Genomic DNA, 11,473 nt, shown 5'->3' on the forward strand with positions numbered 1-11,473 from the left:
GGTGGCCTGATACCAGACGAGGTAGTCGCCCGCGCCACCTTCAGGCGAGTCGTTGACCTGCTTGTCCGCGTCTCTAAAGCCAGGAGGCTCCTCAGCCTCGATTCGGCGGTTGGCCTCCGCAACACATTCAGTCCACTCCTCGTGAGGCAGGGGCGAGGTAACCCGCCCCGCGAGAAGCTCTTCCAGCTGCTCTAAGATCGGGTCGCCGCCCCGTTCTGCGTCTGCGTCCTGCAGAACGTGTTGAAGTTCGTCCTTGAGTGCCTCGACGAAGTCGTCCACCCGAGCGGTCAGGTCAGACAGTTCGTCGTCGTCGACACCGACCGCCTTCGCCCACGTGGCCAAGGCATCGCGCATGGATCGGCCTGATTTGGCCAGCGCGTCGGTTGCCGCCTTCGTGGCGCCACGGGGACTGCCCTGCGAGCGCTGCCGATGACGCCAAAACTCCCGGAGCGCTTGGTGTGGCACGACCAGGCGATCGCCCAAGCCTTTGAGTGTCTTGATGAGGTCCCGGGAGGTCTGGGGTCGAAACCTGTATAGGTCGAGCAGCACGTTCGCGTCGATGGCGACGACTGCCTTACGGAGAGCAGCGTCGATGTCATCCGAGGATGCGATCTTGAAGCCGGCGAACTCCCCGTCGTACAGCCCATTCATAGGGAGAGATTCTGCCGGTGATGAGGCTTCGAATCGAGGCCCAGTTATGTCCCATCCACGAAGCGCGCCGGACGCGGGGGCGCGCAACTGATCGGGATCACCGATACGGGTCAGACCCGCCGCCAGTCGCACCCACGAACGCGGGCTGGCGGCGGGATCGTCCCCGCGTCCGTACCAGGGTCATGCCTATGCCTACAAAGCCAGCCAGAACGCGCCGAGCCAGTTCTGACACGGCTCCGCTTAGCTCCGGTGATCCTGCGTCCCAGAGTGTCGGAGTGCGACCGGCAGCTTGCTCTGGTGGTATTGGAGTTGGTTCGAGGCTTCGGGAGACACTCAGTCTTGTCGCTGTCCGCCGCCATCAACCAGCTGCGGTGATGTTGGGAGACAGGAAGCATGGAAGACACGCCTTATCTGACATTTACCTCCACCACCTGACCTGTGCGCCCCGGTCCACCCGGACCGGGGCGCACAGTCGTCTCCGCCTGTGCGCACAGCCAGCCCGTCCGCACAGCCCGGCCGCCGGCACGGGCCGCCCGCGGTTGACGGCGTGACGGCCCGGGTGTGTCGCGGCCGGAAAGCAGTGAGCTCGAAGGCCGTATGCCTGTGAGTCATATTCATGCCTCTGCGGCATACCGCTCAGGAAGTCACTGCCGCCCTCCGGGGGCCACCCCCGAGGCCCTAGGGCGAAACTGAGACCAGCGGGGCCATCGTGACTCGTGGGGCCAATGATGCAGATGAGGCTGCCCTCGGGCCTGGACAGGCCCGAGGCAATGGGTCCACCATCGCTGTACGTGGTAGCGCAGCAGCGACGGCTCCAGGTCGCGGCGCGGCGGAAGACGCGCCGAGCCGGGGCCGTCGGACGGGAGGTGCCCATGGTCACCGGTCCGATCCAGCAGCCGTCCACCGTCGCCGCGGCGGCCAGACCGCCTGCCGCGCGCCAGCCCGGACCGGCGCTCCTCAGCGACGTGCCCGCCCTCGCCCGGGCGCTCGCCGTGCCGGCCGGAGAGCCGCGCTGGCGGGAGCGCCTGATCCTCCAGCTCGGACCGGTGCGGCGCGGCTTCGCCGAGCACGTCCGGGTCACCGAGGGTCCCACCGGTCTCTACGCCGAACTGCTCCACCAGGCGCCGCGGCTCGACCGGGGTGTCCGCCAACTGACCCGGGAGCACGTCGTGATCGTGGCGGCGCTCACCGCCCTCCAGCACGCCGCCACGCTGCCCGAGGTGCCCGCCGAGGAGCTGCACGGCCGGGTCGGCGAGCTGCTCCGGGCGCTGCACCGGCACCGGCAGCGCGGTGCCGACCTGCTCTGGGAGGCGTACCAGGCCGATCTGGGCGGGGAGAACTGACCGGGGAACCGGGTCGGAGCCGCCCGCGTCCAAGGGACATGCGACGCTCGATCGCCCTGTGGGGACTGCCGCTCCTGTTCCTCGCCGGCTGTGCCGCTCCCGGCGCCGGTCCGGCCACCGCCGCGGCCGACAGCGGTTGGCCGGCGTTCGACGGGCGGGCCGCCCAGGTGGCCGACGACTGGCGCCCCGGCGAGGCGTGGCGCAGCGGGTACGTGCCGCTCGAGGACGGCACGGTGCTGGCCGGCGACCCCGGCTTCGACAGCGACACCAAGTGGGCGTTCGAGCAGGGCTGGTACCGGGACCAGGTCGCCATGCCGACCAGCACGCCGGCCGACGGGACGATCCGCTTCCCCGACGGCACGCTGCGGGTGCCGCTGGTCAGCGCTGCCGAGGCGTACGCCCAGCTGGACAGGGGGGACCCGCCGCCCTGCCCGGGGCGGCCGATGAAGCCGCCGACGACGGGACCGGGGCGACCCGGACACGGCGGCCCGACGATCTACCCGGGGCCGGACGGCCCGGTCGCCACCCCGGCGGGCGAGCCCTGCGTGCCGCTGACCGTCACCGCGGTGACGCTGGGCAGCGCGACGGTCCGGACCAGCCGGGGCCCGGCTGACGTACCGGCCTGGCTGTTCACCGTGGCGGAGCTGCGGGTGCCGGTGGCCCGGGTCGCGGTCGCGCCGAGCGCGGTCGGTGCCGTGCCGCCGGGGACCGCCCCCACCGGGCCGGTCCCAAGCGGGGTGGTGACCGTGGAGAGCCTCGACGCGGTGGACGGCGCGCGCCTCGACTACCGGGTCGGCGTGGGCGCCTGCGACAGCGAGCCCACTCCGCTGGCGCTGGAGCGGGACGATCTGGTGGTGATCGGAGCCGGGGTCACCACCACCCCCGGTCCCTGCACCGAGCAGCTGGTCATCAAGCCGGTGACCGTCACGCTGAAGGCGCCGCTCGGCAAGCGGGCGGTGCTGGACGTGGGCAGCGGTACGGCGCTCGTGGTGGGACAGCGGTGAGCGGTCACAGGATCCGGGGCACGTCGGTGCTGATCGGTGCCGGCAGCACCGTCGGCCGGTCGGCGGCGAGCGCCGCGTCCAGCGCCGCAGCGAGCCCGTCCGGCGACTCCACCACCGTGGCCGCGCAACCGTAGCCCCGCGCCACCGCGGACACGTCCAGGCCGGGCAGGTCCAGCCCGGGCACCCCCGGCGTGTGCTTCAGGTCGGCGAACGCCTTGAGGATCGCGTACTGGTGGTTGGCCGGGACCACGACGGCGAGCGGCAGCCGCAGTTGCACCGCCGTCCAGAGCGCCTGCACCGAGTAGTGGAAGGAGCCGTCGCCGATCACGGCCACCACCGGCCGGCGGCGCCCGGTGTCCCGCTCGGCGAGGGCGATCCCCACCGCCGCCGGCAGGCCGAATCCCAGGCCGCCGCTGGCCATCGTGAAGTACGACCGGGGCCGGTCGACCCGCAGCCGGCGGCGCAGCGCGGCCAGGTTGGACGGCGACTCCTGCACCAGCACGCCGTCGGCCGGCCAGTGCCGGGCCAGCGCGGTGAAGAGCGCGTCGGCGCTCGGCGGCTCGGTGACCTCGGGTGGGGCCGGGTCGGGGCGGGCGGCCGGGGGCGGCCGGTCCGCCGGCGGCACCAGGTCCAGCAGGCCGGCCAGGGCCAGCCCGGCGTCGCCGAGCAGGCTCTCCCCGACCGGGGCTCGGGCCGACTCGTCCGGGTCGTCGGTGACGTGCAGCAGCCGGGACTCCTCCGGCAGGTAGTCGCCGGGCACGTGCGGGTAGTAGCGGAACACCGGGGCGCCGACCACCAGGACCGTGTCGTGCCCGCGCAGCGCGTCGGCGAGCGGGCCGATCGCGTAGGGCAGGACGCCCCGGAAGTGCGGGTGGTCCTCGGGGAAGACGGCCCGCTCCGGGGCCGGAGCGGACCAGACCGGGGCGGCCAGCCGCTCGGCCAGCGCCACGGCCGCCGGCCACGCGTCGGCCCGGTCCACCGCCGCGCCCAGCACCAGCACCGGGGCCCGGCTGCCGGCCAGCACCTCGGCGAAGCCGCGCAGCCGGTCCGGGTCCGGGGCGGTCCGGGTGGACACCGTCCGCACCTGCGGGGGCCGGTCGGCGGGCTGGCGCCAGTCGTCCATGGGCAGGGAGAGGAAGACCGGCCCGGAGGGGGGCTGCACGGCGGTCGCGTACGCCCGCATGAAGGCCGCCGGGATGTCCTGCGCACGGGCCGGCTCGTGGCTCCACTTGACGTACGGCTGGGTCAGCTCGGCCGCCCGGCGGCTGGCCAGCCGCGGCTCGATCAGCAGCATCTCCCGGGTCTGCTGGCCGGCGGTCACGATCAGTGGAGTCTTGTTGTGCCAGGCGGTGACGAGGTTGCCCATGCCGTTGCCGGTGCCCGGGGCGGTGTGCAGGTTGACGTGCGCGGGGCGTCCGGTGGCCTGCGCGTAGCCGTCGGCCATGCCCACCGCCGACGCCTCGTGCAGCGCGTGCACGTAGCGGAAGTCGGCCGGGAAGTCCTGGAGGAACGTCTCCTCGGTCGAGCCGGGGTTGCCGAAGACGGTGGTCAGGCCGAGGTCGCGGAGCAGGTCGTACGTCGTGTCGCGGACCGTTGCCATCGTCGGCTGCCTCCGTCCCCCCGTGCGTTGCCGGAGACGGCCCGGTGATCAGTCCCCCGACCAACCGAATTTATCGGTCCTCGGTTGACTTTTCGGGTGCTTCCCGGCGGTCAGGGGAGCGGGAACGGCAGCTTGATCCCGTCGAGCGCGTGCCCGCACGGGCAGTCCCGCTCGGTCGGCAGCGCCGCGACCGCGTCCAGCAGCACCGTGCGCAGCACGTCGATGTTCTCCGCGAACACCCGGAAGACCTCCTCCTGGGTGACCGACTCGCCGGCCTCCACGCCCGCGTCCAGGTCGGTGACCAGCGCGATCGACGTGTAGCAGAGGGCCAGCTCGCGAGCGAGCACTGCCTCCGGGTGACCGGTCATGTTGACCACGGTGCCGCCGATCGCGGCGAACCAGCGCGACTCGGCGCGGGTGGAGAAGCGCGGCCCCTCGACCACCACCACCGTCCCGCCGTCGACCGCCGGCACGTTCCGTCCGGCGGCCGCGTCGAGCAGCGTCCGGCGCCCGGTGGGGCAGTACGGGTCGGCGAACGGAACGTGCACCGCGCCCCGGTCGTAGTAGGTCTGCACCCGGCCGCTGGTGCGGTCGATCAGCTGGTCCGGCACCACGAACGTGCCCGGGCCCAGCTCGGGCCGGAGCCCGCCGACCGCGCACGGGGCGAGCACCTGGCGCACGCCGAGCGAGCGCAGCGCCCACAGGTTCGCCCGGTACGGGATCCGGTGCGGCGGGTAGCGGTGGTCCCGCCCGTGGCGCGGCAGGAACGCCACCCGGCGGCCGCCCACCTCGGCGATGGTGACCGCGCCCGACGGCGCGCCGTAGGGCGTGTCCACCTCGTGCTCGGTGGCGCCGTCGAGCAGGGCGTAGAGGCCCGACCCGCCGATCACCGCCAGCTCGGCCGTTGGACCCATGCGGCCCTCCCTCGATCCTGTCGCGATCACCCGACTGTCAGACCTTAGCCAGCGGGCGGGGTGCAGGCTATGGTGCGTGGCATGGCGTTGACAGCGTGGACGCCCGACGACGGCGGGTGCGCCGCACCGGCGTACGGCTGACGGGTGTCGGACATGCAGGGTGAGGGACAGGCGATCGGTGGCCGGGCCATGGACTCGATGACCGGGCGGCTGCTGGTCGCGACTCCGACGCTCAAGGACCCCAACTTCGACCGCACTGTCGTGCTGCTGGTCGCCCACGAGCCCGGCGGCGCGCTCGGGGTGGTGCTGAACCGGGCCACCGAGGTACCGGTGGCCGACGTCCTGGGCGACTGGAGCGACCTGGCCCGGCATCCCGCGGTGCTCTTCGAGGGCGGGCCGGTGCAGCCCGACTCGGCCATCTGCCTGGCCCGGATGCGGCACCCGATCAAGCCGGTGAAGGGCTTCCACCGGGTCTCCGGCGCGGTCGGCACCATCGACCTGTCGGTTGACCCGGAGCGGCTCCGGGACGCCATCGGCGGGATCCGGGTCTTCGCCGGCTACTCCGGTTGGGGCGCCGGCCAGCTCGAACGAGAGGTCGAGGAGGGGTCCTGGTTCGTCCTCGACGCCCTCCCCGGGGACGCCTTCGTCGACCGGCCGGACGACCTCTGGCCGATGGTGCTGCGGCGGCAGGGCGGCATGATGGCGGCGGTCGCCCATTTCCCCCCGGACGTGGCGCTGAACTGACCGGCGGGTGGGGGACCCCGCGATATGACCATGCCGGCCGGCGTGTGTATAGTTCTCTGCGTGCCCGGGCGACCGGGGACGACAGCAAGGGGCCGTGGCGCAGCTGGTAGCGCACCACACTGGCAGTGTGGGGGTCAGGGGTTCGAGTCCCCTCGGCTCCACCCGCAAATCGGGTATGTCCGATTAACGAAAGCCCAGCTCATTCGTGAGCTGGGCTTTCGTTTATCTGGGGCGGGTGGGATCTTCGATGGCGAATGTGGCGGTGCGCGAACCACACCTGCGGCCGTGAAAGTCGGCTGGCGCGTTCGGGTGGCGGCAGATGGGCTGCAACCAGTCCGACCTCACGCCCCGGCGAGCGACTGAGAGATGCTCATGATTCGCTGTGTGGTCGATTCCGTCAGGGTGATGGGTGTGCGTCGGTCGAAGTCGGCGGGTTTGCCCCAGTAGGTGGCTGTGGGCCAGTCGTCGTTCAGGATCGCCTGGACGGGGTTGCGCGCTGACTCCTGGAGGGAGTTGAAGAACAGCGGACCGGTGACCTTGGCCATCGCGCGGAAGTACCACGGTGTCATGCGCAGGATGTCGGTCTTCGCGGCGCCGGCGTTAATCACACCAGCGAGCAGGCCCGGCTCGGTCTGCGCAAGGTGGGCGGCGTAGTGATGGTTGCCGAGCTGGATGGGTTTGCGGTCGCGGGCGAAGTCGAACGGCTCGAACCCGGGGAACCTGTCCAGGTTCGCGTCGGCTGACGGCGGGACACTCGCGGTCATCATGACCACGCGCGGGCGCTCGGCCGCGCGCAGCGCGGGCAGCAGCAGCTCGGTGAGGTGGTACCGGCTCAGGTAGTTGACCGCGAAGAACGGGTGTAGCCCGTCCGCGGTACGCATCTCCTTGGAGGTGAACACGCCGGTGGAGTGCAGGAGCGCATCGAGGCGGTCGTGTTCACCGAGGATCTGTTTGGCCGCCTGCCGTACGCCCTCGTGAGTGGACAGGTCGGCGGAGATGAACGAGGCACGCTCGGCCGCGTCCCCGAGAGACGCGAGGGCTTGCCCACCCTTGCGTTGGTCGCGTCCGAGAAGGATGACGCGGTGGCCGTGGGCGAGGAGGTCTCGGGCGGCCTGTAGGCCGATGCCGCTGTTGCCTCCGGTCATGAGCGTGGTATGCATGGGCTTCCTTCGATGACGGTGCTGCTTGCAATGCCTGCATGTCACCACCTCGGCGGCGCCATGCCGGGCCTGGGATGGGCGGCTAGGCGGTGAACGAGTACGTGCCGAACCGGCCCCAGACGACCACGGCGGCCAGGATCAGCAGCACCACGTTCATGGTGATCATCTGTGTTTCCTTGCGCCGGGCGTGGGTGATCGCCGCACCGGCCATCAGCAGCACGAGGCCCAGCGCGGCCAGCGGCACCAGCACCTGCGCGATCCCGAACAGGGCCGGAAGGATCAGCCCCACCGCGGCGAGCACCTCGGCCGTGCCGATGAACTTGACCGCGCCGTCGCTGAGGTCTTCGGTCCACGCCAGCCCAGAGCTGGCGAGTTTCTGCTTCGGCTGAGTGAGCTTCATGGTGCCGACCGCGAGGAAGAACGCGGCGAGCAATCCGGCGATGATCCATAATACGACGTTCATGTGCTCGGCAACCCCTAGATAACTTCAACGTTGGAGTAAACCTAGTGCGGATTACTTCAAGGTGCAACCTCTCTGTGGTTTGGTATGCTTCAGCCTTGAAGCTATGCTGACTGACGTGGACACCGAAAACCTGCGGGAACCGCGCTGGCTGGACGCCGACGAGCAGAGGACCTGGTACGCGTTCGCGTACGCGCTCAACCGGCTGCCGGCCGCCCTCGACGCGCAGATGCAGCGTGACGCGGACATCACCCAGTTTGAGTACATGGTGCTGTCGGCGCTGTCGATGATGCCCGGCCGGACCCTGCGGATGAGCGTGTTGGCCGAGTACACGGCCAGCACGCTGTCGCGCCTGTCCAACGTCGTCGGCAAGCTGGAACAGCGTGGCTGGGTGCGCCGAACGCCCGACCCGGCCGACCGCCGCGCCAGCCTCGCCGCCCTCACCGACGACGGCTGGGGCAAGGTTGTGGCCAGTGCACCCGCCCACGTCGACGAGGTCCGCCGCCTGGTCTTCGATCCGCTGACCAAGGCACAGCAGCGCCAACTGCGGCTGATCGCCGACCGCATCCTCAACGCCATCGACCCCGACCGCGATCCCAGCGCCTCGCCGATAACCGAGGACTAGCTGGTCGTCTATCAGCCGCGGCCTGGCCCGCCTAGCCTGGCCGGTTCCACCCTTCCCAAGAAGGTAGGAACACCTCCATGCCCACCATCGCCATCGTCGGAGCCGGCGCCGGCCTCGGTGCCTCCATCGCCAAAGTCTTCGGCGGCCACGGCTTCAACGTCGCGCTGATCTCCCGCAGCAAAGCAAGGGCAACCTGCAAACCCTGGTTGCACAGCTCGCCGAATCCGGCGTCAACGCCGCCGCGTTCCCTGCCGACGTCACCGACCGCCCCGCCCTGACGGCCGCGCTCAACGATGCCGCAACGCACTTCGGCGGCATCGACGTGCTGGAGTACTCGCCCTACGCCGGTCTCACGCAGATCAGCCCGCAGGACGTGACCGTGGACACACTGCAAGCCGCGCTCGACCACGCCCTTTACGGCGCGGTCAGCGCCACACAAGCAGTCCTGCCCGCATGCTGCAAGCTGGCAACGGCACGCTGCTGTTCACCACCGTCGGAGGATCGATCAACCCATATCCGATGCTCGCCACCGTCAACGCCGCAGGCGCCGCCCAGCGCAACTGGGCCATCAACCTCAACACGCCCTCGCCGGCAAGGGCATCCATGTCGCCACCGTGGCCATCAACGTCTTCATCGGCACCCAGCCACCCGCTGAAGGCATCCCCTACGCCGCACCCGACGACATCGCCCAGACCTACTGGCACCTGCACACCACGCGTGACCAGGCCGAGCCTCTCGTCACCCGCTGACCGATACCACCCCCGGCGGTGGGCCGTGGAACTCCACCACTCAAAGCAGCGCGGGGCGAGCCGCAACACCGCCTCGCCCCGCGCCTCGGGCACACGCTCTCGGCGAGCCGTCGGCCTAAGTCGTACGGCTACCTGCTACCTCCGGCGTGTTCTGACGGCGGAAACAACCACAGCAGGCCCCTGGGCAGTTTGAATGCGGTTCGGGTTGTGCCACATCGGGTCCACCAATCGACGTGATCTCGCCCTTGACCTGTGCTTCTCGGCTCGCACGCTGACTTCGAGTATAGTCTGGGCTATAGTTGACCCATGCGTCACGGCCCCGCCCGTCGCTGGGCGATCAGGACCACAGGCGACGTCCGCGACTGGTTGCGGTCGCTGCGTCAGACTGATCCTGCGACGTACCGCTCCGTCAACGTAGCGATCGACATGCTCGCTGACGCCGGCCCGGGTCTGGGGCGTCCATTGGTCGACACGCTCAAAGGTTCGAGCATCAGCAACCTGAAGGAGCTGCGACCGAGGTCCGGCCGGGATGTCGCCGTTCGGGTTCTGTTCGTCTTCGATCCCTGGTCGCAGGCGGTGCTGTTGGTGGCCGGTAACAAGGCCGGCGACTGGACGCGGTGGTACGAGGAAGCGATCCCGATCGCTGAGGTCGCGTACGAGGGCTGGCTCGCCTTTGAGAGGAAGCGGAGGGAGGGCTGATGAGCGACTTCCATGACTGGGACGACGTCCGTGCCGAGTTGCACGACGGGAACGACGACGCGCTCGACGTGGAGCGCGCCCGCACGGAGGCGTGGATCAGCGCGTTCCACCTGGCCGAGGAGCGTAAGCGTCTCGGTCTCACCCAGCGGCAGGTGGCTGAGCTGATGGGGGTCACGCCTGGCCGGGTCAGCCAGATCGAGAACGGCGATCTGGAGGCCAACGAGGTCGCGACTCTGAGCCGGTACGCGCGAGCGCTGGGCGCCCGCATGCGGATCATCTTCGACTACGGCAGTGACCTCCGTCAGATCGCCTGATCCTGCGCCGGGCCGACGAGCCGCGCTCCTGACCTGCGCATCCGCAGCGGCAACGGGTCACCGGCGATGGTCGCCGGTTGGTTCGCATGGTGGTACCTCCGGCCCACCCAAGCGAAACGCCCTGGTGAGGAACCAAATCTCCCACCAGGGCGTTTGTCATTTCTCCTGCTCTTGAACCGCTACGTGCCAGATTCAGGAGATGGCCTTGCCTCGCGCCTCCTCGATCAGCGCGCCATCAGCTCTTTGCGCGTCGCGCCGCTCTGCGCCGACCACCTGCTGCGGGCATGGCGTAGGTCGTGCAGGTGTAGACCGGCGGACTGTGCCAGGTGCCGTTCCACGTGTTGTGTCAGCGTTTCGCTCCAGCGCGGTCCATCATCGAGCCGATGGTCACGGTCGTCCGGCGACGGCTGACCAGGCGTTCCGCCTGTACCATTAAGCGGTTCATCGTGCCGGTGATCACGCTGAGCGGTGGGGTGCGCTGGTCGAGGGCCTTGAGGGCAATCTTGACGACCTTGTCCGGGCGCATCCGGTTAGTGCCGCCGTCGGGCCTGGGCGCCCGCCACGTCGAAGAATTCGGTCTCGGTGGCGCCTGGCGAGAGCGCCATCACACGTAGCCCGGTGTTGCGAGACTCGTACCACACTGCCTCGGTGAAGCTGAGCACGAAAGCCTTGGTCGCGCCGTAAACGGCCATGGTCGGCGTCGGCTGGTAGGCCGCCACGCTCGCGACATTGACCAGCACGCCGCGTCCGTGGGTGCGCAGTCGTTCGATGAAGGCGCGGCTGAGGTCGACGAGGCTGGTGACGTTCACGGCGATCTCGTCGGCCAGCCGCTGCGAGTCCTCTCGGTGGAACGCGGCGTTGGTACCGAAGCCGGCGTTGTCGATCAGGCTGGTGACCGTCAGGCCACGCACGGTCAGGGCGGCGTCGAGCGCTGCTCCGACGCCAGGGGTGGCGAGGTCCATGGCGACCGGGGTCGCGGTGATCCCGTACGCGGGCCCGAGCTCACCGGCGAGCCGCTTCAGCCTGTCTAGCCGCTGGGCAACGAGCACGACGTCGGAGCCGCGCGCGGCGACCTGCCGGGCGAACTCGGCGCCGATGCCCGCGCTGGCGCCGGTGATCGGGGTGGCCGCGAGTCACTCGAAGAGCTGGTCATCTCGGCCGTCGCGGCAGTGCGCGGCAGAGCGCCTGGCGGCTGACGGGCTCAGCCTAT

General features: G+C 70.3%; 16 protein-coding genes, 1 tRNA gene and 1 pseudogene. 10 read left to right on the top strand and 8 right to left on the bottom strand.

The features are described 5' to 3' along the window. The coding region (locus tag ACL02O_RS32085; RefSeq protein WP_412821934.1) for a PIN-like domain-containing protein at positions 1 to 651 on the bottom strand (651 nt) is incomplete at its 3' end. An 872-nt stretch (positions 652 to 1,523) separates the two neighbouring features. Here ACL02O_RS32085 and ACL02O_RS32090 point away from each other — a divergent pair. Together ACL02O_RS32090 and ACL02O_RS32095 are read left to right on the top strand one after the other, a co-directional pair. Further along, positions 1,524 to 1,994, top strand: coding sequence for a hypothetical protein (locus ACL02O_RS32090; protein ID WP_412821935.1), 471 nt, complete (start codon positions 1,524 to 1,526; stop codon positions 1,992 to 1,994). 38 nt (positions 1,995 to 2,032) lie between these two features. Further along, on the top strand, positions 2,033 to 2,998 hold the full coding sequence (locus tag ACL02O_RS32095; RefSeq protein WP_412821936.1) for a hypothetical protein: 966 nt from the start codon (positions 2,033 to 2,035) through the stop codon (positions 2,996 to 2,998). A gap of 4 nt (positions 2,999 to 3,002) precedes the next feature. Here the strand turns inward: ACL02O_RS32095 and mdlC are convergent, their stop codons facing one another. Next, entirely contained in the window at positions 3,003 to 4,598 is a 1,596-nt protein-coding gene (gene mdlC, locus ACL02O_RS32100) for a benzoylformate decarboxylase (protein WP_412821937.1), read from the bottom strand. Between the two features lie 110 nt (positions 4,599 to 4,708). After that, positions 4,709 to 5,512 (bottom strand): S-methyl-5'-thioadenosine phosphorylase, encoded by an 804-nt coding sequence (locus tag ACL02O_RS32105; RefSeq protein ID WP_412821938.1) that lies wholly within the window; start codon positions 5,510 to 5,512, stop codon positions 4,709 to 4,711. Between the two features lie 153 nt (positions 5,513 to 5,665). On the opposite strand from ACL02O_RS32105, the gene ACL02O_RS32110 reads away from it, so the two are divergent. Together ACL02O_RS32110 and ACL02O_RS32115 are read left to right on the top strand one after the other, a co-directional pair. Beyond that, positions 5,666 to 6,256 carry a YqgE/AlgH family protein gene (locus tag ACL02O_RS32110; protein WP_412821948.1) on the top strand — a complete coding sequence of 197 codons (591 nt, stop codon included), beginning with the start codon at positions 5,666 to 5,668 and terminating at the stop codon, positions 6,254 to 6,256. An 88-nt stretch (positions 6,257 to 6,344) separates the two neighbouring features. Continuing rightward, positions 6,345 to 6,417: transfer RNA gene (locus ACL02O_RS32115), tRNA-Ala, on the top strand. A gap of 180 nt (positions 6,418 to 6,597) precedes the next feature. Here the strand turns inward: ACL02O_RS32115 and ACL02O_RS32120 are convergent. Both ACL02O_RS32120 and ACL02O_RS32125 read right to left on the bottom strand, forming a co-directional pair. After that, positions 6,598 to 7,416 (bottom strand): SDR family NAD(P)-dependent oxidoreductase, encoded by an 819-nt coding sequence (locus ACL02O_RS32120; protein WP_412821939.1) that lies wholly within the window; start codon positions 7,414 to 7,416, stop codon positions 6,598 to 6,600. Positions 7,417 to 7,498: 82 nt separating this feature from the next. Continuing rightward, a complete protein-coding gene (locus tag ACL02O_RS32125; protein WP_412821940.1) occupies positions 7,499 to 7,879 on the bottom strand; it encodes a DoxX family protein in 381 nt (126 codons plus the stop codon). A 115-nt stretch (positions 7,880 to 7,994) separates the two neighbouring features. Here ACL02O_RS32125 and ACL02O_RS32130 point away from each other — a divergent pair, with 115 nt between their 5' ends. The 3 genes and pseudogenes from ACL02O_RS32130 to ACL02O_RS32140 form a co-directional block, all read left to right on the top strand. After that, on the top strand, positions 7,995 to 8,501 hold the full coding sequence (locus tag ACL02O_RS32130; protein WP_412821941.1) for a MarR family winged helix-turn-helix transcriptional regulator: 507 nt from the start codon (positions 7,995 to 7,997) through the stop codon (positions 8,499 to 8,501). A 77-nt stretch (positions 8,502 to 8,578) separates the two neighbouring features. Continuing rightward, on the top strand, positions 8,579 to 8,779 hold the full coding sequence (locus ACL02O_RS32135) for a hypothetical protein (protein WP_412821942.1): 201 nt from the start codon (positions 8,579 to 8,581) through the stop codon (positions 8,777 to 8,779). After that, positions 8,704 to 8,895 (top strand): annotated as a pseudogene (locus ACL02O_RS32140) (hypothetical protein); the annotation flags it as partial. The gene ACL02O_RS32135 and the pseudogene ACL02O_RS32140, both read left to right, overlap by 76 nt. A 31-nt stretch (positions 8,896 to 8,926) precedes the next feature. Here ACL02O_RS32140 and ACL02O_RS32145 read toward each other — a convergent pair. Next, a complete protein-coding gene (locus ACL02O_RS32145; protein WP_412821943.1) occupies positions 8,927 to 9,106 on the bottom strand; it encodes a hypothetical protein in 180 nt (59 codons plus the stop codon). 9 nt (positions 9,107 to 9,115) lie between these two features. Between ACL02O_RS32145 and ACL02O_RS32150 the strand changes: the two genes are divergently transcribed. From ACL02O_RS32150 to ACL02O_RS32160, 3 genes are all read left to right on the top strand, one after another. Then, a complete protein-coding gene (locus tag ACL02O_RS32150; RefSeq protein WP_412821944.1) occupies positions 9,116 to 9,250 on the top strand; it encodes a hypothetical protein in 135 nt (44 codons plus the stop codon). 306 nt (positions 9,251 to 9,556) lie between these two features. Continuing rightward, entirely contained in the window at positions 9,557 to 9,949 is a 393-nt protein-coding gene (locus ACL02O_RS32155) for a type II toxin-antitoxin system RelE/ParE family toxin (protein ID WP_412821945.1), read from the top strand. Then, positions 9,949 to 10,263 (top strand): transcriptional regulator, encoded by a 315-nt coding sequence (locus ACL02O_RS32160; RefSeq protein ID WP_412821946.1) that lies wholly within the window; start codon positions 9,949 to 9,951, stop codon positions 10,261 to 10,263. Before ACL02O_RS32155 ends, ACL02O_RS32160 begins: the two co-directional genes overlap by 1 nt. Before the next feature lie 346 nt (positions 10,264 to 10,609). Here ACL02O_RS32160 and ACL02O_RS32165 read toward each other — a convergent pair whose 3' ends face one another. After that, positions 10,610 to 10,789, bottom strand: a complete 180-nt coding sequence (locus ACL02O_RS32165) for a hypothetical protein (RefSeq protein WP_412821947.1) — start codon at positions 10,787 to 10,789, stop codon at positions 10,610 to 10,612. A 4-nt stretch (positions 10,790 to 10,793) separates the two neighbouring features. Beyond that, positions 10,794 to 11,381, bottom strand: a complete 588-nt coding sequence (locus tag ACL02O_RS32170) for an SDR family NAD(P)-dependent oxidoreductase (RefSeq protein WP_412821949.1) — start codon at positions 11,379 to 11,381, stop codon at positions 10,794 to 10,796. Positions 11,382 to 11,473 lie beyond the last annotated feature (92 nt).

Source organism: Micromonospora mangrovicola, from assembly GCF_047200535.1.
In the GTDB taxonomy this organism is placed as follows: Bacteria; Actinomycetota; Actinomycetes; order Mycobacteriales; family Micromonosporaceae; genus Micromonospora.